This is a genomic window from Azospirillum sp. A1-3 (assembly GCF_023806445.1).
Classification (GTDB): Bacteria; Pseudomonadota; Alphaproteobacteria; order Azospirillales; family Azospirillaceae; genus Azospirillum.
Genome location: NZ_JAMSLU010000006.1, coordinates 396,152 through 415,786, shown reverse-complemented (window position 1 = coordinate 415,786; position 19,635 = coordinate 396,152). Strand labels below are relative to the sequence as shown.

Genomic DNA, 19,635 nt, shown 5'->3' with positions numbered 1-19,635 from the left:
TCGCGGCTATCAACCGGTGCTCACGACCAAGCGCGGCACATATATACACATACGCATAAGGGGCGACAAAGAGAAAAATGCAGGCCTGTATGAAACCCCGGCATTCATGCGCGATTATGCAGGCGAAAGGAGACGCCTGGACGCAGTTAGTGCGTCTGATTGCCGCACCGGTCTCAACCTGAGGTGCCGTGGAAAGTCGAGATAAGCGACTAGAAGAGTTAACGCCTGCGCAGGAACGGACGGTACGAGCCAATGACGAGGCCAGCGATAACCACTGTCTCCACATCATCTTCGTGGCCGTTGCGGAGCTTAATAGGCCGTTGGAACGCTGGGTGGTCTGACTCAGGCACAAGCCACGGCTCGTCATCCATAACAACGAGTTTCTTGACCGTAGCTTCGATGCAGCCATCAGCGCGATGGCGCTCAACAACTACATAGTCATTCGGCTGCGGCTCTTCGCCCAGATCCTCAAAGCGGAGGCACTCCACAACGGAGCCTTCAGGAAAGACGCGGTTCATAGATGGGCCGCGCACCTCGAGACCGAAACGCTTTATGTCGGGATATTGGGGGTGTGGCGGTAGGGAAACCGAATACCACTCGTCGCGATTCCACTCCACTGCTTCCACCCAATGACCGGCTTGCACTGCGCCGACCACGAATACGAGCTGCAAGGTTAACTCTTCGTTGACCTGCTGCCCAAATGCGAACTGCTGCGGCGTTTCGCCCGCCAGATCGGCCAAGGCGACGATCTGATCGAACTCAGGCTCGCTCTTGCCTAGCTCCCAACGGCTCACGGTTGGCTGGGTAACGCCGAGCAGTTCGGCGAACTCAGCCTGATTCAGCCCGCGCGACTTGCGGAGCTGCTTGATGCGTTGGGCGAGCGGGTTCATGAGGAACGGCATATTCGCTTGCGTATCACATGGCAAATACGAGGTGGCATAATCATTGGGATAACCCCTTGCCCCTTTATACGTATGTGCATATAGTCGCGGCTCATGAACGCCATTCGCCGCATCCGATGCGAAATTCTCCAGCTCACGCAGGCCGAATTGGCGCGGGCGGCTGGAACCACCCAGGCAACAGTAAGTCGATGGGAGCGTGATGAAGCCGAGCCGTCGCTGAGTGAAATGACCCGCATCCGCGCCCGCGTGAAATCGGCCGGACTGCCCTGGGACGATGCGTGGTTCTTCGAACCGCCTCCGTCGACGTCAAATCGGAAAGCAGTCGCTGCATGACTGGAACAACGCAAACCGCCGGACGCAGCACGCCTCAGCAACCTGCCCACCTCGGGCTGGAGGGCTGGCTGTTGCGGAATTCCGTTCTGCGTCCGGTGAGTAGCTTCGGGCATGGCCGAACTATGAACCCGCGAATTCATACAGTCTTGTTCAATCCCCAAGAGAGTGTCGGACAATGACCAAGCGCCGTGATCCGCTGTCCTTGGAAGACGCGGTGTTTCTCGTCCATGCCTCCCTGGGTGACGCCCAGGTCGAGGCCGTTACCAGCAAGAGCGCACGTCTCGTCCGTATGTGGTCGGACCCTGATGACGACGCACACCGTATTCCCCTGTTCCAGGCCCTGCGCCTGGATCGGGCCATGATTGGCCGTGGCGAGGCCCCGCCGATCCTGACCGCCTACAGGGCAGAGCTGCGCCGTGCGGCCGACGGCACCGCGGTGCCGGGTGACCCGATGGCGCGGCTTGCCGAAGCCATGGTCGAGCTTGGCGACGTGGCCGAAGCCGTCCGGCAGGCGCGCTGCCCCAAGAGTGACGGCGGCCGGCAAATCACGGTGGAGGAAGGCCGCGACGTGCTGCGTGAGCTGGCCGTCCTGCGCGGCGTGCTCGACGCCCTGGAACGCGACGTGACCGCCTCCATCCCGGCTGGCCCCCGCGCCGTCGAGGTGGCGTGATGACCGCGCTGCTGACCACTGGGGGCGCTGCCCTGATGCTGTCCGGCCGGATGGAGCATCCGACCGACGTGCGATTCCTTACGGCCTGGGGGGAAGGCTCTGCCGCCTGCCTTGCCCGCTGCCCGCTGTCCGACAACCCCTATCTGCCCGACACCATCAGCGGCTGGGGCTGGGCGTCCGGCTGGGCTGAGACCGACAGCATGGTGTCGGCTCTCGCCGGCCATCTGGAAGCCTGCCGTCCGGACCATGCAGCCCAAGAGGTGCCTGCATGACCGCCCCGGCCGGCTCCCGCGACCTCGCCCCCGGCATCGCCCTGTCGCTGGCTTGCGGCCGGGTGCTGATCGGCCGTCCCCAGGACGCCGACCGCGACGGCCTGGTTAAAGCGATCGCCGCCGTGCCGGATGTCGATAGCGCCGCGCGCGGGCTGGCCCAAGTCGCCGCCGCGTGGCTGGCCGGCGGTCTCGACAACCACGCCCTGGCCGTGGCCCTCGCCAACTTCAACGCCCCTTTCTGCGCCAGCCGGCGCCCCGATCCGGCGCAACGCGGTGTCGATGACATGCCGCTGTTCGCGCCCGCAACCCACGCCGCGAGAGTGGCCCAAGCTCTGGAGGATTGACCCATGTCCGCCACGTTGAACGCGTTCCTCCGCAGTGCATGCGAGGGACGCGAAGCCTCCGTTCGTGTCCGCGATCTGTTCAACGCCTACGCTCTTTTCTGCGACAGCAAGCGCCTGCGTCCCCTGACGCGGGCAAACTTCGGCCGGAGCCTGTCCCGCCACGGCTACAAGCCGGAGTTGGACCCGCAGGGCCACACCTGGGTGTCGGGCATCGGTATCCGGTCGCTGCCGGGCCTGCCGAAGGTTCAGGCGCGGCCGGTGCTGACGCTGCCGGAGGGGCTGACCCCGTCCGACATCGATGCTCTGTCCATCGTGGTGCGCGAGCTGGCCGCCGCACGGAAGGCGGTGGACGATGGCGCTGCTGCCGATGACGAACTGTCGCCCGGCACGCTGGACGCGGCCGGCGGCGAATACCTGTCCCATGCCGGCTATCACCGCCGGGACGATTTCCCGCCGGGCCAGCCGTCCGACTCCTGGCCGCTGGAACCGGAGGATTGGCAGCCGACAAAGCCGATGGACGATGCCGTGCGCGGGTGCGTGTTCGGCATCGCTGCCGTGTCCTACCGCCTGCGGGCGGGCGAGCGGGCGGAGGGCTGACCGATGGTCGCCTACAGCTTCAACAAGCGGTTTGCCGACCGGATCGTCGCTGGCCTGGAACCCGGCCCGCTGCTGTCGGGGATGAAGCGCCAGACCATCCGGGCGCCTCGCAAACGCCATGCCCGGCCGGGCGAAGAGCTTCAACTCTATGTCGGCATGCGAACCGTGTCTTGCCGCCTGCTGGGGCGCACGATCTGCACAGCCTGTGTCCCCGTCACCCTCCTTCTGGGTCGCCAGCCCTCGGTGATTGTCGGCGGGGAGGATAGCGGTCTTTCACAGATCGTCACCGACACGCCCGGCCTGAACCAGTTCGCCCATTATGACGGCTTCAGCGACTGGGCTGACCTCTGCGGCTTCTGGGCGGATGCCCATCCGGACCTGACGGAGTTCCGTGGTGTCCTGATCCGGTGGGAGCCATGGCCATGACCAGCGTGTCCTATCTGAGCGACCTGCGGAGGCTGGCCCAGGACGCCACCAGCCTCCGCACGGAATGCGAGGCGCTGCACTCCGCCATCCTGTGCCTGCGCGCAAGCGGCCGGATTGTTCTCAACGCCGATCAGCATGCGGGCTTGCGACGGCAGATCAGCGACGCCGCTTTTGGGCTGCTGCCGCCGGTCACGCTGGTCGGCGCTGCCCTGGTCATGGTCCCGGCCGGCTACCGGTTGGAGACCGCCGCGGGCGACCGGCGGGCGACGATCAGCCGTGCGGGCCAGTCCCACAGTTCGTGGGGCTTCTTCTCGCTGGCCCTGTCCATCGCCGATGCCTGCCTTTGGGCGCATGTCCACGATCTGACGTCCGGGGAGGTTCGGCCATGACCGAAGTTGCCGGACCGGAACTGTTCGAGGCGGCGGCGGCCTATGCCGCCCGCGGCTGGGCGGTGTTCCCTTGCTCCGCCCGATCCAAAGTGCCCTGCAAGGAAGAAGGATTCTTCGAAAACGGCGTGAATCAGGCGGCCGCGGGCCAATGGTGGGTCCGGCAATTCTGGAAACGCTGGCCGAAGGCAAACGTCGGGCTGGCGGCCGGTGAACAGTCCGGCTTCTGGGTGCTGGATGCCGACATCAAGGAAGCGGACGGCGACAAGCCGGCGGAGAACGGCTTCGAGACGTTGCAGATCCTTGAAGGGCTGTTCGGGGAGGCCCTGCCGGAAACGCTGGGGCAGAACACCCCCAGCGGCGGCCGGCACTGGCTGTTCCGCTGGCCGGGCCGCCCGGTGAAGAACAGCGCGCGGTCGCGCCTGGGTCCGGGTCTCGACACCCGGTCAAGCGGCGGCTACATCCTCGCCGCCCCGTCGATCCACCCTAACGGCGGGCGGTATGCCTGGGTCGGCAGTCCGGACTCTACCCCCATCGCCCCCGCCCCGGAGTGGGTGATTCGGCTGTTGATGGGCGAGCCGGAAGACCTTGAGTGGCTGCGCCTGCGCCTCGACGGGCGCGAGCTGCCGGCCTTCCTCGCCAAGCGGATCGGTCAGCCGGTGCCGAAGGCTGCCGCACGCGCGCCTTCGGCCAAGGCCGAACGCATCTCCGCCTATGCCCGCGCCGCGCTGGATGACGAAACCAAGCGCGTTCGGCAGACCGGGCCGGGCAATCAGAACAACGCGTTGAACGAAGCCGCCTTCAAGTTGGGCGGGCTGGTCGCCACCAATGCCCTGCCGGAAGATTTGGTGCGCCAGCACCTGATGGCGGCGGCGCTGGGGTGGAGCATTGACCCGCGCAAAGGCGGGTGGGACCCGGCGCACCTAGAGAAGATCATCGATGGCGGCATCGCTGCCGGCCGGAACCACCCGCGCGACGTGCCCGAGCCTCCGGAGCGGCAACAGCGGCGCTATCAGCCCCAGCGTCGCCGCCGTGGCAGTGCTCCTTCGCCTGCCGCCGTGGGCGTGCAGATGGCCGCTGGGCGGGCGGTGTGGAATGCCCGCGCCGCGTCGCTGACCGATACGCCCGCCGCCGCCTTCCTCGCTGCCAACGGCGTGGACCCGGCGACCGCCGGGCCGTGGTTCGGCTTTGGGGAGGTGGAATACCTGCATGGCCCAGACGGGTCGGAGCCGGGGTGCATCGGCCGGTGGCCCGCCCTGCTGGCCGGCATGGCGCGATGGCCCGACCGGGACGGCAAGCCCGAAGTGCGCGCCGTGCTGGCGACCTTCCTGTCGGCGGATGGCCGCATGGCGACCATCGCCGATCCCAGCACGGGGGAGGTGCTGCCGTCCCGCCGCCTGATCGGCGCGTGGCAGGGTGCGGCGGTGCGCCTGGGCAAGCTGTCGGGCGAGCGGCTGCACCTCACCACCGGGGCCGTGATTGGGCTTCAGACCCGCAACGCCTATCCGGGCGTGCCGGTGTGGATCGGCGGGCCGGTGTCGGCGCTGCTGCATCTGGCGCTGCCGGAGACGGTGCGAGACGTGATCGTGATCGGCGCGGATGCCGCGTCGGACGAGCTGCGCGGCCGGGTGGCGCGGGCGCTGGGTGGTGATGGCCGCGTGACGGTGCGCTTCCCACCCCGCCGGGCGCGGAATGGGGGCGGTCATGGATGACGCAGCCGCCCGCCTGCTGGCCTTCCGCTACATGACCATGACCGCGCGTCGTGCGCCGGACGTCTACCGTTGGTGTCGCCGGCTGCTGGGGCACCGTGATCGCCGCCGCGATTGCACCGCCTTGTGGTCGGATGCCTTCGACCTGCTGGTCGTGCTGATCGCCGATTCCGAACTGTTCGCCGCAGGCATCGCCCGGCGGGTGGCTGCGGCTGATCAGCTTGCGGCGAAATTCGACCAAGACCGAACGAGGGCCGTCGCGTGACCAAGACCACCTCCCCCGCCCCCCTCCTGTTCGATCTGCCTGCGATTGGTGGCGATGCTCCCTCTCGGGCGTCCTTGCTGTCGGGCAAGCCTGCATCATGGCAGTGGGGAAGCCTCGCGCCTGCGTCGTACCGCCTGATCATGGCTGACCCGCCGTGGCGCTTCTACAACCGCTCCGCCAAGGGCGAGGGCAAGAACCCGGTGGCGCACTACGCCTGCATGCCGGTGGACGCCATCAAGGCACTGCCGGTGCAGCAGCTCGCCAACCCGCGCGGCTGCCTGCTGTGGATGTGGGGCACCTGGGCCATGCTGCCCCAGGCCATCGCCGTGGGGGAGGCCTGGGGCTTCCGGTACGTCACCGGCTTCCCGTGGGTGAAGCGCACCCCCTCCGGCAAGCTGGCCTTCGGCCCCGGCTATGTCGTCCGGGTCTCGACCGAGCATGTCACGCTGTGGGCTATCGGAGACCCGCCCTATGGGCCGGGCTGCACGTCGGAACGCGGCATCCTGCTGGACGGTGGCGAAGCTCTGGACGCGGTGACGCGCGAGCACAGCCGGAAGCCGGACGAGCAATATGCCATGGCACGCCGGCTGATTCCCAGCGGTCCCGCGTGCGAGCTATTCGCCCGCCAGTCCTGGCCGGGCTTCGACGTCTGGGGAAACCAGACGGACAAATTCACGGCAGACGCCGGGGAGGTGGGTTCATGACCCGCTCGCACCCCTCCGCGCCTCCCCCCGCCCCCCTCACAGATTGGGCGCCCGATGGGCGTGCCAGAGGCTTTCAGGTGCGCGATGCCCGATGACGGAGCGAAGATCGTGCCGGTGGACTTGCCCGACACGCTGGAAGACCTGCGACAGCAGATCGACGGCGCTGTCGTGGTCGATGCCGGAACGGGCGGCAGCGGTGTCGCCCAGCCGCCGGACGATGACGACGGGGAACCGCCGCCCGACCGAGAGCTTGCAACTTACGATAAGTCCGACAAGGGCAACGGGGAGCGGCTGATTCAGCGGTTCGGCCGTGACCTTGTCTTCGTCGATCAGAACGGCTGGGCTGTGTGGGACGGCAAGCGCTTCGGCTACGAGCTGGGCGAGGCGGCGGCGACGAAGCTGTGCCACCGTATGGTGGAGAAGCTGCGGGACGAAGTGAAAGAGCTGCGCGACCTGGGGCCGCCACCGGCCCCTCCGACCGAGACCGAAGAGACTGACCCGAACGTCCAGGGCAAGCTGCGTCTGGAGCGCATCAAGGACTGGGAACGCGGCCTGAAGGCGTTCGAGGCGTTCGCGGTCAAGAGCGGCGACACCCCGAAGGTGAAGGGCGCGCTCGAACAGGCCAAGCCCTACCTGTCGAAGCCGATGCGGGCGATGGACGCGCACCCGTGGTTGCTGACGGTGGACAACGGCACGCTGGACCTGCGCCAGAAGCCGGAGAGCTGCGCCCAGATGCACCTGGGCGGCTTCCGCAAGGCGAACCTCATCACCCGGCTTGCCGGTGCGGCATTCAACCATGAGGCGAAATGTCCGCAGTTCGACCGGTTCATCAACCGCATCCTGCCGGATGCAGAGGTGCGGAAGTTCGTGCAGAAACTTCTCGGGTACTGTCTGACCGGCGACACGTCCGAACAGATATTTGTCATCTTCTACGGCACCGGCAAGAACGGCAAGTCAAAGCTGGTAGACCTCATCCGCAAGATTTTCGGGGACTATGCCGCCACCATCCCGGTGGGCGTCTTCCTCGACGGGAAGGACAAGAAGGCGGACGGGCCGAAGCCGTCCATCGCCAAGCTTCCAGGCGTGCGGCTGGTGCTGATGAACGAGCCGGACAAGGGCGAGGCCCTTTCGGAAGGTCTGGTCAAAGAGGTGACCGGCGGCGAACCGATGGAGACGCGCAAGCTCAACAAGGACCCCTTCGAGTTTCGGCCGGAGTTCACGCCAATCATGGTCACCAACCATCGGCCGATCATCAGGGGACAGGACGTGGGCATCTGGCGCCGCGTGATCCTAGTGCCGTTCGAAGTCTTCATCACCCCGGACGAGCGCGACCCGCACATCCTCGACAAGCTGGTCGCGGAGAAGGACGGGGTCTTGAATTGGCTGCTGGACGGGCTGTGGCTGTGGCTGGAAGAGGGGCTGGACCCGCCTGAGAAGATCATGGCGGCGGTGGAAGAGTACCGGCGCGATCAGGACCCGCTAGGCGACTTCCTTGAGGCGGAGACGGCGGCCTTGCAGGGGCGGCGTGTCACGGCCACGGCGTTGTACGACGCCTACACCAAGTGGTGTGAAAGAAATGCGCAAGAACCTCTCAAACAAAACGGGTTCGGACGGAAAATGAAGGATCGTGGCTTCCGCACAGTCAAGAGTTGCGGCGTGAACGAGTATGTGGGGCTGTGCCTGCTGGACGGGCTGCCCCAGCACGTCGAGGCCCCGCCCCCCGAATTCTGACGGGACAGGGAGCAATCGACCCCCAAGGGAGCAATCGCGGGCATAGCTCCCCTGGGGAAAGGCGCGGAAATGCTGGGTTTAGGGAGCATAGGGAGCGAAGGGAGCATTTTTCGGGGGTCTCACATATGTGCGTGCGTGTGTGCGCGGGTGCGTGCGGGCGCATATGGCAGACCTCCGAACATTGCTCCCTATCCTCCCTATCCTCCCTAAAGTGAGAGTTTCCAAGGGGTTCAGAGAGGGAGCATTCCCGCCGGGCGGGGAGCAATAGGGAGCATTCGGGCATGGATGGCGGAGCGGTGATACCGGGCAGGGGTGAGGACGACGGTGACGCGCTGGTCACCGGGCGGCTTCGGGACCTGCCGAAGCGGGGTGACCCGGCGGTGCCGGGGCTCGTCTGCGGCCGGGGGTGGGTGGCGCTGATGTACGCCCGTGGGCGGATGGACGTGGCGCAGCTTGCTGCTGCCGTGGACATCGGACGCGGGCTGGCGACGGAGATCGGGACGGCGTCGGGGCTGCGGGCGATTGATCCGTCGCGGCTGGTGGTCGATGGCGGCAATCGCACCAGCCCGCCGCTGGCTCCGTCCGGCGGCACGGTGTCGTGGGTGGTGTCGGCTCCGGCCCGGCGCGTGGCGGAGTGGCGGGCGGCGGTGCGGGCGGCGGGCAAGGCGGGTCTGCTGCGGGGCCGGCATGACGCGTTGTACCTCGACGTCGTCACGGTCAAGGTGCTGATGGGGGAAGCGTCGCCCGACGCGCTGGATCGTGACCTGGGCGTTCGCAAGGACCGCACGCGCGATGCGGTCCTGTCTGCTCTGGCAGGCTACGCCGCAACATTCCGTCTGGATGTTCCGAAAGATCCCTCTTGACGGACACCGGGGGGATTTTGATAGCCTCTCCGCTAGATTGAGGTAGTACGCCCGGCCAGGGTAATCCCCCGCGCCGGGCGTACTGCGTTTTACCCCCAATGATAGACACCCGCACCCCCTCCCTCCGGCACCCGACGGTGCCCCTCCGCTGCCCCCTGGGCGGCGGGGAACCGCGTCCGGAGGCTGCCACCCGCCGGTCGGGGCTGGCCGGGGTAGGTGCCCCCACCCCCACCACCCCCCTTGCGGGTCCTTCCGGCCATCCGATGGAATACGGGTGGCCGAGGCGTCCGCGCGGGCCAGTCGGTGGGGGTCAAGTTTGCGGCAACGCCGTTGCAGGCGTTGCAACAGGGCGTGCAACGTGAGCAACGAGCGTCCTGACGACCTTGTCGGCGTCACCGAAGCCGCTGCCGCCGTGGGCGTGAACAAGTCCACCGTCAGCCGCTACGTGTCCCAGGGGCTGCTGGCCGATTATGGCGTGCCCGGCCGGCCGCTGGTGTCGGTCGCCCAGGTGCGGTCCGTCCGTGCTGCCGCACTGGACCCGGCCAAACGCCGCACCCCTGCGCCCGCTCCGGCCGATGCCGACCCGGCCGAAGCGGCTCCGCGGCCCGGTCTCCCCACCAGCATCGCCGCCAGCGTCGAAACCACGCTGGCGAACGAGCGCATCCGCAAGACCCGCGCCGATGCGGACCGGGCGGAGCTGGAAAACGCAAAGTCACAGGGGCAGCTGGTGGAGCGGGACGCCGCCGCCAATGCCGGCTTCGATCTGGGGCCGGCATTGATGCGCCTGCTGGACGAGCGTGCGCCCGATCTGGCGAACCGACTTGTCGGCGTTGCCGACTATCGGACGGCGCTTGGCGCAATTCAGGACGCTGACCGGCAGATGCTGGAAAAGTGGAAGCGCCAGATCGAAACCACCCTGGCCGATTTCGGCCTGATGCGGACCGATGGCAAGCCTGAGTGACCGGTTCCCCGCGCTGGGCGATGCCCACGCCGTGGTGCTGGGGTCTTTCGCGCGCGGAATCACGCCGCCGCCGCGCCTCACCGTCACCCAGTGGGCAGAGACGGAACGCTATGTCAGCGCGGAGAGCGGAAGCCCCTATCCTGGCCGGTGGAACGGCGACCGCGTCCCCTACCTGCGCGAGGTGCAGGACGTTCTCAGCCTGTCACACCCCTGCACCGAAGTCGCGTCGATGAAGTCGGCGCAGGTTGCCTTTTCCGAAGCCGGCTTGAACCTTGTCGGCTCCGTCATCCATGGCGAGCCGTCGCCGATCCTGATCCTGCTGCCCAGCCTGGGCGAGATGGACAAGTATGCCAAGCTGAAGCTCGGCACCACCATCGACGTCACCCCGGCCCTGCGCGACCGCGTCCGCCCCCAGCGGTCGCGGGATGCCGACAGCTCCACCCAGGGCATGCTGCGCTTTGCCGGCGGCTTTGCCGTCATCGGCCATGCGTCGTCGTCGCAGCCGCTCCAAATGATGAGCTATCGCGTCGTCGTGCTGGAAGAGGTGTCGGAATACCCGTGGGATGTCGACGGGCGCGGCGACCCGGTCGATCTGGCCTTCGCCCGCACCAAGGCGTGGCGCGAGACGCGCGGCGCGAAGATTTTCTATTGCTCCACCCCCGGCATCGACGGCGCTTGCCGCATCACGGCCAAGTTCGAGGCCAGCGACCAGCGCCGCTACTATGTGCCGTGTCCCCATTGCGGTGCGTACCAGCTGCTGCGCTGGGAGAACCTGAAGTGGGAGAGCGACACGCCGCCGTTCAACGCCCATTTCGTCTGCCTGTCGGCGGGGTGCGGCGGGGTGATCGAGCATCACCACAAGACGGAGATGCTGGCCCGCGGCGTCTGGCTGAAGTGCCATCCGGGCAGCGAGGACGATCTGCCGCCGCCCAAGGTGTTCGAGCCGGAAGACCTCGCCCGCTGGCGCGCCCGCGGCTCCGCCGGCCGGGAACCCGGCTTCGCCATCTGGCAGGCCTATAGCCCGTTCAACAGCTGGGACGGGATCGTGAAAGAGTTCCAGGACGCCAAGCGCAAGGGGCCGGCCGGGCTGAAGGTCTTCACCCAGCAGACGCTGGGCGAGCCGTGGAAGGAGAAGGGCGACGCGCCGGAGGCCGAAAAGCTGCTGGAGCGTCGCTTGTCCTATCCGCACCGGCAGCTGCCGCCGGGAGCGCTGGTGGTCACCGGCTTCTGCGACGTGCAGGCGGATCGCCTGCAATGGGGCGTCTACGCCTGCGGCCAAGGCCTGCCCGGCGTGCCGACCTTCTGGCGCATCGACGGCGGCACCATTCCCGGCGACCCGGAAGGGGACGAGGTGTGGAAGCGCCTGGAAGCGGTCCAGTCCCGCCGCTATCCGGACGCCCGCGGCGCGACGTGGCCGATTGAGGCCTTCGGCGTCGACACCGGCTATCTGTCGCACCGGGTCTATCTGTGGGCGCGTCGCCGGCAGGGCGTGTTCGCCTGCGATGGGCGCGGTGGTGATGGTCGCGCCCAGGCATGGCTGCTGCCGCCGGTCGGCACGCCGAAGAAGGTCGACATCGACTGGCGCGGCCAGCGGGTCAAGGGCGGTTGCCTGCTGTGGCCGATTGGCACATGGCCGCTGAAGTCACAGCACTATGCCGCCCTGCGCCGCATGCTCCGCGGCCCCGGTCCGGATGGCGTCATCCGTCCCGGCGCCCTGTACGTCAATGAGGACGCCGACCTGGGCCTGCTGAAGCAGATGACGGCGGAGACCCTGCGCAAGGGCACCCGCAATGGGCGTCCGCACCAGTGGTGGGAACAGCACGGCGCGAACGAAGAGCTGGATATCGCCGTCGGCTGCCGGGCGCTCGCCTACTACTTGGGCTGCGACACCATGACCTCCGATCAGTGGCAGGCGCTCGCCGCCCACCGGGCCGCCGCTCCGGTGGCGGACCGCGACCTGTTCAACCTGCCGCTGGTCGCGGCAGCGGAACCGCCCGTCGTTGCCCCGGCTGCACCATCCGTCTCCCCATCCGATGAAGCGCCCCGCGCCGCGTCGGTCGTTCTGCCGGCACCTCTGCGCCGGGCGATGAAGGGGGCCGGCGGCCCCCGCATCACCCTGCCCAAAGCCACCACCGCCGACGATCCCTATCTGTCGTGAGGGTTCCCACCATGACTGACATCGAGACGCTTCGGACCCGCTTGTCCGAGGCGGACACCGCCTTGCATGCCCTGCTGACCGGTGGGCGCCCGGTGCGCGTCACCAGCGGCGACGGGCGAACCGTCGAGTTTTCGACCTCCACCGCCCCCGATCTGCGCCGCTACATCGCGGAGCTGAAGGAACAGATCGCCGCTGCCTCCGGCCGGCCCCGCCGTGCCCTGCTGATCAGCTTCTGAGCGCCCGGCCATGCCCCCCGTTCCGTCCGTGACCATCCTCGACCAGCACGGCCAGCCGATGCGCCCGGCCCGCCGTACTGCCGTCGATACCGCTTATGACGGCGCGTCGCTGATGTCGCGCGAGCTGGCGTCCTGGCAGGTCGGCGCCACCTCCGCCGACGCGGAGCTGCTGCCGGAACTGTCCACCCTGGTGGCGCGCTCGCGCGACCTGTGGCGGAACAACGGCATCGCCTCGTCCGGCATTCAGTCGATCCTCGACAACGTCGTCGGCACCGGCCTGCGGCTGTCGAGCACGCCCGATTACCGGGCGCTGGGCCGGGACAAGGCCTGGGCGGACGAGTGGAGCGGCATCGTCGAAGCCAAGTTCCGCGAATGGGCGGAGACCACCGATTGCGACGCCGCCCGCACCCTGACCTTTGCCGGCATGACCGCCCAGGTCACGCGGGCCGGTCTGCTGAACGGCGAAGGCCTTGCCGTGCCGCTGTGGCTGCCGTCGCGGGATCGGAAGTATGCGACCTGCATGCAGGTGATCGAGGCGGACCGCCTGTCCAATCCGGATGGCCGGATGGACGGCCCCACCCTGCGTGGCGGCATCGAAATCGACCGCAACGGCGCGCCCACCGGCTACTGGATCAGGAACGCCCACCCTGGCGACTGGTTCAGCTGGGCGCCCGACATAAACCAGTGGACGCGGGTGCCGGCGATGACGCCCTGGGGGCGCAAGCAGGTCATTCACATTCATGACCGCGAGCGCACCGGCCAGACCCGCGGCAAGCCGCTGCTGTCGCCCGTGCTGGCGCAGTTCAAGATGTACCAGCACTACACGGAATCGGAGCTGAAGGCGGCCATCGTCAACGCGATGATCGCCGCCTTCATCAAGACCAGCTCCACCGCCAAGGATCTGGAAGACCTGTTCGGCGGGGTTGACGAATACATGGACAAGCGGGCGGAACACGCCGTCCGGCTGAAGGCGGGGTCCGTCATCCCGCTGTTCCCCGGCGACGAGATGCAGCCCTTCACCCCGGCCCGGCCGGCGACCGCCTTCGACGCCTTCACCAAGTCGGTGCTGCGCCACATCGCGGCGGGGATGAACATCCCCTATGAGCTGCTGATGAAGGACTTCAGCCAGACGAACTACAGCAGCGCGCGGGCCGCCATGCTGGAGGCATGGCGCTATTTCCTGGGTCGCCGGGCGTGGCTGGCGACCTATTGGGCAACCCCGGTCTTCCATCTCTGGCTGGAAGAGGCGGTCAGCCTGGGCGAGGTGGAGGCCCCGGACTTCTACGGCAACCGCTACGCCTATGGCCGGTGCCGCTGGATCGGTGTCGGGCGCGGCTGGGTGGACCCGGTCAAGGAAGTCGCCGCCGCTGAGATGCGGATGAAGATCGGCGTCTCCACCCTGGAAGACGAATGTGCCGAACAGGGCAAGGACTGGCGCGAGGTGGCTGAACAGCGCGCCAGCGAAGCGGAGTTCCTGCGCAAGCTTGGCCTGCCGGTGCCCTGGGAGGCCCCGACGCAGGTGATTCTGCATGACGGTCCGGAACCGTCCGACCGCAACCGCCAGTCCCGCGAGGATTGATCATGGACCCCTTCCTGTTCGTGTCGGGGCCGGCGCTGCTGGCCCCGGCCTTCGTCACGTCCGCATCGGCGCTGCTGCCCCAGCTCGTTGGTGCGGCCCCCGCCTCGACCTCGTCCGGGCTTCAGCGCCCGGCGCCTGGTGCTTTGCATCTGTCGGAGCTGGACGAGCGCAGCCGGCCCTATCAGCTGGTCGGCGGTGTCGCCATCGTCCCGGTCTGCGGCCTGATCGTGCCGCGCCTCGACTGGATCGGCTGGAGCTACGCCACCGGCTGCAACGTCCTGAAGCTTCAACTCAGCATGGCCTTCGCCGATCCGCAGGTGCGGGCGGTGGCGCTGTGGTGCAAGAGCGGCGGCGGCTTCGTCTCCGGCGTGGCCGATCTGGTCGATTGGGCAGCCCAGGCCAAGGGCGACAGCGGCAAGCTGGTGGTCGCCATCCTCGACGATTACGCCTATTCCGCCGCCTATTGGCTTGCCGCCGGCATTGCCGACACCGTCAGCGTGCCGCGCACGGGCGGGCTTGGCTCCATCGGCGTGATTTCCATCCACTGGGACGTGTCGGCGGCGCTGTCGGAAGCCGGCTGGAAGCCGACGATCATCGCCGCCGGAAAGCACAAGGCGGAGGGCAACGCCTTCCAGCCGCTGGCTGACGATGTCCGCGACCGCTGGCTGGCGGAGAGCGAAGCCATCCGCCAGCTGTTCGCCGCCTCCGTCGCCCGTGGCCGCGCTGCCGCGGGCGCCTCTCTCGACCTTACCGCCGTGCTGGCGAGCGAAGCCGCCACCTGGGACGGCCCGACCGGCACGGCTGCCGCCGTCGAGCAGGGCTTTGCCGATGCGGTGCTGCCGCCGGACGACGCCTTCCAAGCCCTTCTCACCCATCTGACCACCGCACAGGGAGCCTGACCCCGCCATGAAGATTCCGTTCAGCTTTTCGCACCTCCGCCCCGGCGCTGCCGCCGGCCCGACGGTGCCCCCCGGTACGAAGCCCGCGTCGGGTGCCACCATCCCGCCGGCCCAGCCCGGCGGCCCGCAGTCCCAGGCTTCCGGCGACAGCAAGCCGGCGGATGAGGACGAGGACGAGACCGACGGCGAAGAGGACAAGCAGGCCCGCACGGTCCGTCGGAAGGAGCGCGAGCGTTGCGCCGCGATCTTCGCGTCGCCGGCCGCCGCTGGCCGGGTGGAGATGGCCGCCACGCTGGCCTTCGGCACCGACCTGACGGCGCAGCAGGCGATTGCCGTGCTGGAAACCGCTCCGGCCGCTGCGGCTCCGTCGTCCGCATCGTCCGCCCAGACGCCATCCAACCCGCTCGCCGCCGCCATGGCGGTGCTGGGTAACCCGCCGATCACCCCGGACGGCGGCGCGTCCGCCGGGGGTGACGACGTTTCGGCCGAAGTGGCCGCCATCATGAACCTGCACGCTGCCCACAACGGCACGCCCGCGAAGTAAAGGAGCGCCGTCCATGCCCGCCAGCTTCACCAGCGAAACCTTCAGCCCCGACCGCTTGCAGGTCGAAGGCCCGTACCCGGCCAAGGGAATCACCCTGGCGTCGGGCCAGACCCTGCCGCGCGGGGCCGTGCTCGGCAAGATCACCGCGTCCGACAAGTATGTGCTCAGTCTGGCCGCCGCCGCCGATGGCAGCCAGACCCCGGACCTGATCCTGGCCGAAGCCACCGACGCCAGTGCCGCCGACACCGCCACCGTCGCCTACATGGGCGGCAGCTTCGCCGATGGCGCGTTGACCTATGGCACCGGCCACAGCTACGCCACCGCCTTCGCCCCGCTGCGGGATGTCGGCATCCTGATCGTCAAGCCCCTGTCCTAAGAAAGGGCATCTCCCATGGTCGATACCTTCTCCACCGCGGTGCTGGCCGGTGTCGTGCGTCAGGTCAAGACGCCGCCGTCCTTCTTGCTGGACCGCTACTTCACCAGCGAAACCCGGTCGCAGACCGAGGAAATCGCCTTCGACCTGATCACCCGCCGCCGCCGTCTCGCCCCCTTCGTGTCGCCGATGGTGGCCGGTAAGGTGGTGGCGTCGCAGGGCTACACCACAAACACCTTCAAGCCGGCCTATACCAAGGACCGCCGCCCGTTCAATCCGGGCCGTGCCCTGAAGCGCGCGGTTGGCGAGACCATCGGCGGTGCCGCTCTGTCGCCGGCTGACCGCATGCGTCTGCTGCTGGTGGAGGATCTGGAAGACCAGATCGACATGCTGACCCGCCGCTTCGAATGGATGGCGACGTCGGCGCTGACCACCGGCAGCGTCACGGTGGTGGGCGAGCTGTATCCGGCGTGCGTGGTCAATTTCGGCCGTGACAGCTCGCTGACGGTGACGCTGTCGGGCACCGCCCGGTGGGGCCAGTCGGCGGCGGCCATCCTCGACAACCTTCAGGACTGGGCCTTGCTCGTCCTTCAGAAGTCGGGGTCGATGCCCACCGACGTGATCATGGGCGTCGATGTCTGGAAGGTGTTCCGCAAGGACCCCGCCATCAACGACAAGCTGAAGCAATGGAAGGATCAGGCGGCCAGCCTCAACACCGGGGCGATGACGTCCCCGGTCGAAGGCGGCCAGTTCATGGGGCAGGTCGACGGCTTCAACATCTTCACCTATTCGTCCTGGTATGAGGACGAGCAGGGCGCCGAACACTCCATGTGGCCGGCCGGCACCGTGGTGCTGACCGGTATCGGCGTCGAGGGCGTGCGCGCCTTCGGGGCGATCCGCGACGATGAAGCCGGATTGCAGGCGATGCCGTACTTCTCCAAGAGCTGGGTGGAGAAGGACCCGGCCATCCGCCAGCTGCTGACCCAGTCGGCACCGCTGATGGTGCCGACCAACGTCAACGCCTCTCTGGCCGCGCAGGTGCTCTGATGAAGATCGTCGCCGTCAACACCATCGTGGCGATGGTGAAGAAGGATCAGGTCACCGTGCTGCCGGGCCAGACGGTGACCCTGCCGGACGCCGAAGCGGCGGAGCTGATCAGGCGCGGTGTCGCCAAGCGGGCCGGGGCCGATCCGGACGCGGTGCCGGAGGCCGAAGCCGGCCCCGGTATCGCCAAGCGGACCAGTGCCGATCCGGATGCCGACGCCGGCACCGAAACCGGCACCGGTGTGGGGTCCGACCCCAAGCCCGACCTGCTGGGCTGATCCGGCATCACCTCGACCACGCGCGACGGGCGGCCCCAGGGCCGCCCGTCGCGCATCGGGAGACCGTCCGATGATCGTCGACCTTGATGCACTCCTTCACGGCCCGGTGGCTCAGGTTTGGGGCCGTCCGGCCATCTACACGCCGCCATCAGGCGCCCTGGGGGGCACCCCAGTGGCCTGCGTTGCCGTCCTGTCCGCGGGCGACCGCGACTGGCGGTCCGGCGGCAGCGGCGTGACCACCCCGGCCCGCATCGCCGAAGTGCGGGCGTCCGAAGTGGCGGTGATGGAGATCGAAGGCACGCTGACCGTCGGGGCGGACGTCTTCGTCATCGACAAGGCCACCCAGCCGGACGCGGACCGGCTGCTGTGGCGGCTGGAGCTGAAGTGATGCCGACAGCGATTCGCGAACAGGTTCTGGCCGCCTTCGAAGCTCGCCTGGGCATGGTGGTGGCGGCCAATCTGCCGGGGTCCATCACCGTCTATCGCGGGCTTCGTAAACAGGTTCCCGATGGCAAGCTGCCGGCACTGGTGATGAAGGCGTCGCCGGTGTCGTCCGATCAGGAAAGTGCCGCGGTGACCCGCAATGTCGAGCGGATCGCCGTCACCGGTTTCCTGAAGGCCAATGCGTCGGATGCCGAGTTGCACCGGCAGGGTGTCGACTTGGGGGCCGCTATCCTGCGCGTTGTCGAGGCTGACCCGACTTTGGGTGGCCTCGCCGTCGACACCAACCTGACCGAAGCCGATCAGGATGAAGCCGACGGTGAAGGCGTCGGTGGCCTAGGGGACATCTTCTTCGCCTTCACCGTCGAGTTCTGGACCAAGCCCGGCGACCCCTACGCCCTGGCTCCCTGACCCTTTTCCCATCCACCCGGAGAACATCCATGGACATCCCGGCCCATCGGGCGGCGGCGGTGGTGCCGACGCCTGCCCACAGCTTCGAGCTTCGCGACGGCGATCAGCTCGTCAATCTGACCGAGGAAGAGCGCGCGGCGGCCGAAGCCTCTGCCACCGCCGCCGCTGCCGCGGTTCCGGTCCCCGCCACCAAGGGCCGCCGGCCCGCCGCTGATGCGCCGGCCCAGTCCGCGCCGACGGCCGAGTAAGGAGTTCCCACCATGGCCCTGCGCACCCGCAATGCCGCCCTGCTGGCGAAGATCGAAACCACTGAAGGGACGGACGCCAATCCCGCCGCGTCCACCGATGCGGTCTTGGTCGAAAATCCGCAGATCAGCTTCAACCCGAACACCGTTCAGACCAACGAAGTGACCGGCAGCCTCGACGGCCGCGGGCCGATCACCGGGGGCATGACGGTGCAGATCACCTGCGACGTCCTGCTGAAGGGGTCGGGCGTGCCCGGCACCCCGCCGGAGTGGGGCGATCTGATGAAGGCGGCCGGCTGGGCGGAAGTGATCACCGCCGCCGCCGTCCCGGCTGCCGCCGAAGCCGCCACCGCTGGCACCACCACCAGCCTGACGCTGTCGGCGGGGGCGAGCGGCACGGCCCAGACCTATCGCGGCATGCCGCTGCTGCTGACCGGCAACCCGGCGGGTGGGGCGACCAGCTTCATTGCCGACTACACCGCCGGCAAGGTGGCAACCCTGACCGACCTGTTCGGCACGGCACTGTCCGCCGCCACCAACTATCAGGTGCCGGTGAACGTGCTCTACAAGCCGGCGTCTACCAACATCCCGTCGCTGACCCTGTACCTCTACATGGACGGCTTGCTCTACAAGGTGGTGGGCGCCCGCGCCAACGCGACGCTGAAGCTCCAGAGCGGCAACATCGGCCGTATCAGTTTCACCCTGACCGGCATGTTCGCCGGCAAGGTCGACGCTAACGTGCCGACCGGGCTTGTCTATGACGCCACCCGCCCGCCGGTCTGGAAGGGCGGCAAGGCGCTGGTTAATCGTGTCGTTTCGGCCATGTCGTCGATGTCGATCGAGTTCGGCAACCAGATGACGAACCCGGACAACCCCAATGCGGCCGAAGGCTTCGACCCCAGCATCATCACCAGCCGCAACATGACCGGGTCGTGCGATCCGCTGGAAACCCTGGTCGCCACCCGCGACAGCATGGCGGCCCTGCGCGCCGGCACCCAGCAGATCATCCATGCTTGCTACGGGATTACCGCCGGCAACCGGATCGGCGTCACCATGCCGGCAGCCTTCTACACCAACCTTCAGCCGGGCGACCGCAACGGCCTGATGACGAACACGCATCAGTTCGCCTGCACCGGTCAGGATGCCGGCTCCTTCCTCTGCCTCTACTGACCCCGCGACCCCGGCCGGCACCGGGCAACCAGTCGGCTTCGGCCGGCGGGGCGCCGTCGCGCGCCAGCGGGCGGTGATGTCGGCACCGCCCGTA

At 68.1% G+C, this 19,635-nt stretch carries 26 protein-coding genes; 25 read left to right on the top strand and 1 reads right to left on the bottom strand.

Annotation, left to right across the window (positions count from 1 at the left end; all coding sequences use genetic code 11):
- Positions 1–218: 218 nt before the first annotated feature.
- Complete coding sequence (locus tag M5E06_RS29730; RefSeq protein WP_252141334.1) at positions 219–902, bottom strand: LexA family protein; 684 nt, start codon at positions 900–902, stop codon at positions 219–221.
- Between the two features lie 93 nt (positions 903–995).
- On the opposite strand from M5E06_RS29730, the gene M5E06_RS29725 reads away from it, so the two are divergent.
- The 25 genes from M5E06_RS29725 (at position 996) to M5E06_RS29605 (ending at position 19,541) form a co-directional block, all read left to right on the top strand.
- Positions 996–1,235, top strand: coding sequence for a helix-turn-helix transcriptional regulator (locus M5E06_RS29725; protein ID WP_252141333.1), 240 nt, complete (start codon positions 996–998; stop codon positions 1,233–1,235).
- 175 nt (positions 1,236–1,410) lie between these two features.
- Entirely contained in the window at positions 1,411–1,905 is a 495-nt protein-coding gene (locus M5E06_RS29720) for a hypothetical protein (protein ID WP_252141332.1), read from the top strand.
- On the top strand, positions 1,905–2,177 hold the full coding sequence (locus M5E06_RS29715; protein WP_252141331.1) for a hypothetical protein: 273 nt from the start codon (positions 1,905–1,907) through the stop codon (positions 2,175–2,177). The genes M5E06_RS29720 and M5E06_RS29715 overlap by 1 nt, the downstream gene beginning before the upstream one ends.
- Positions 2,174–2,521: a hypothetical protein gene (locus M5E06_RS29710; protein WP_252141330.1), complete on the top strand. Its 348-nt coding sequence runs from the start codon at positions 2,174–2,176 to the stop codon at positions 2,519–2,521. Before M5E06_RS29715 ends, M5E06_RS29710 begins: the two co-directional genes overlap by 4 nt.
- 3 nt (positions 2,522–2,524) lie before the next feature.
- The gene (locus M5E06_RS29705) at positions 2,525–3,118 is read left to right on the top strand and encodes an RFX family transcription factor (protein WP_252141329.1); all 594 of its coding nucleotides are present in this window, start codon (positions 2,525–2,527) and stop codon (positions 3,116–3,118) included.
- Between the two features lie 3 nt (positions 3,119–3,121).
- On the top strand, positions 3,122–3,544 hold the full coding sequence (locus M5E06_RS29700) for an ASCH domain-containing protein (RefSeq protein WP_252141328.1): 423 nt from the start codon (positions 3,122–3,124) through the stop codon (positions 3,542–3,544).
- Positions 3,541–3,933 (top strand): hypothetical protein, encoded by a 393-nt coding sequence (locus tag M5E06_RS29695; protein WP_252141327.1) that lies wholly within the window; start codon positions 3,541–3,543, stop codon positions 3,931–3,933. Before M5E06_RS29700 ends, M5E06_RS29695 begins: the two co-directional genes overlap by 4 nt.
- Positions 3,930–5,642 carry a bifunctional DNA primase/polymerase gene (locus M5E06_RS29690; protein WP_252141326.1) on the top strand — a complete coding sequence of 571 codons (1,713 nt, stop codon included), beginning with the start codon at positions 3,930–3,932 and terminating at the stop codon, positions 5,640–5,642. The genes M5E06_RS29695 and M5E06_RS29690 overlap by 4 nt, the downstream gene beginning before the upstream one ends.
- Positions 5,635–5,904: a hypothetical protein gene (locus M5E06_RS29685; RefSeq protein WP_252141325.1), complete on the top strand. Its 270-nt coding sequence runs from the start codon at positions 5,635–5,637 to the stop codon at positions 5,902–5,904. Before M5E06_RS29690 ends, M5E06_RS29685 begins: the two co-directional genes overlap by 8 nt.
- Positions 5,905–6,044: 140 nt before the next feature.
- Positions 6,045–6,608: an MT-A70 family methyltransferase gene (locus M5E06_RS29680; protein WP_252141324.1), complete on the top strand. Its 564-nt coding sequence runs from the start codon at positions 6,045–6,047 to the stop codon at positions 6,606–6,608.
- Between the two features lie 84 nt (positions 6,609–6,692).
- Positions 6,693–8,339 (top strand): DNA primase family protein, encoded by a 1,647-nt coding sequence (locus tag M5E06_RS29675; RefSeq protein WP_252141323.1) that lies wholly within the window; start codon positions 6,693–6,695, stop codon positions 8,337–8,339.
- 296 nt (positions 8,340–8,635) lie between these two features.
- Positions 8,636–9,202, top strand: coding sequence for a hypothetical protein (locus M5E06_RS29670; RefSeq protein ID WP_252141322.1), 567 nt, complete (start codon positions 8,636–8,638; stop codon positions 9,200–9,202).
- 358 nt (positions 9,203–9,560) lie between these two features.
- Positions 9,561–10,163, top strand: a complete 603-nt coding sequence (locus M5E06_RS29665; protein WP_252141321.1) for a hypothetical protein — start codon at positions 9,561–9,563, stop codon at positions 10,161–10,163.
- On the top strand, positions 10,147–12,321 hold the full coding sequence (locus M5E06_RS29660) for a phage terminase large subunit family protein (RefSeq protein WP_252141320.1): 2,175 nt from the start codon (positions 10,147–10,149) through the stop codon (positions 12,319–12,321). The genes M5E06_RS29665 and M5E06_RS29660 overlap by 17 nt, the downstream gene beginning before the upstream one ends.
- Before the next feature lie 11 nt (positions 12,322–12,332).
- Positions 12,333–12,557, top strand: coding sequence for a phage head-tail joining protein (locus M5E06_RS29655; RefSeq protein ID WP_252141319.1), 225 nt, complete (start codon positions 12,333–12,335; stop codon positions 12,555–12,557).
- A 10-nt stretch (positions 12,558–12,567) separates the two neighbouring features.
- A complete protein-coding gene (locus tag M5E06_RS29650; RefSeq protein ID WP_252141318.1) occupies positions 12,568–14,136 on the top strand; it encodes a phage portal protein in 1,569 nt (522 codons plus the stop codon).
- Between the two features lie 2 nt (positions 14,137–14,138).
- The gene (locus M5E06_RS29645) at positions 14,139–15,035 is read left to right on the top strand and encodes a S49 family peptidase (RefSeq protein ID WP_252141317.1); all 897 of its coding nucleotides are present in this window, start codon (positions 14,139–14,141) and stop codon (positions 15,033–15,035) included.
- Positions 15,036–15,042: 7 nt separating this feature from the next.
- Positions 15,043–15,579: a hypothetical protein gene (locus M5E06_RS29640; protein WP_252141316.1), complete on the top strand. Its 537-nt coding sequence runs from the start codon at positions 15,043–15,045 to the stop codon at positions 15,577–15,579.
- 13 nt (positions 15,580–15,592) lie between these two features.
- On the top strand, positions 15,593–15,955 hold the full coding sequence (locus M5E06_RS29635) for a head decoration protein (RefSeq protein ID WP_252141315.1): 363 nt from the start codon (positions 15,593–15,595) through the stop codon (positions 15,953–15,955).
- Between the two features lie 15 nt (positions 15,956–15,970).
- Positions 15,971–16,999 (top strand): major capsid protein, encoded by a 1,029-nt coding sequence (locus M5E06_RS29630; RefSeq protein ID WP_252141314.1) that lies wholly within the window; start codon positions 15,971–15,973, stop codon positions 16,997–16,999.
- Positions 16,999–17,274 carry a hypothetical protein gene (locus M5E06_RS29625; RefSeq protein WP_252141313.1) on the top strand — a complete coding sequence of 92 codons (276 nt, stop codon included), beginning with the start codon at positions 16,999–17,001 and terminating at the stop codon, positions 17,272–17,274. Before M5E06_RS29630 ends, M5E06_RS29625 begins: the two co-directional genes overlap by 1 nt.
- A gap of 70 nt (positions 17,275–17,344) precedes the next feature.
- Positions 17,345–17,662: a head-tail joining protein gene (locus M5E06_RS29620; RefSeq protein WP_252141312.1), complete on the top strand. Its 318-nt coding sequence runs from the start codon at positions 17,345–17,347 to the stop codon at positions 17,660–17,662.
- Entirely contained in the window at positions 17,662–18,126 is a 465-nt protein-coding gene (locus M5E06_RS29615; RefSeq protein ID WP_252141311.1) for a hypothetical protein, read from the top strand. Before M5E06_RS29620 ends, M5E06_RS29615 begins: the two co-directional genes overlap by 1 nt.
- 29 nt (positions 18,127–18,155) lie before the next feature.
- On the top strand, positions 18,156–18,374 hold the full coding sequence (locus M5E06_RS29610; RefSeq protein ID WP_252141310.1) for a hypothetical protein: 219 nt from the start codon (positions 18,156–18,158) through the stop codon (positions 18,372–18,374).
- Between the two features lie 12 nt (positions 18,375–18,386).
- Entirely contained in the window at positions 18,387–19,541 is a 1,155-nt protein-coding gene (locus M5E06_RS29605) for a phage tail tube protein (RefSeq protein ID WP_252141309.1), read from the top strand.
- The last annotated feature ends 94 nt before the right edge of the window (positions 19,542–19,635 follow it).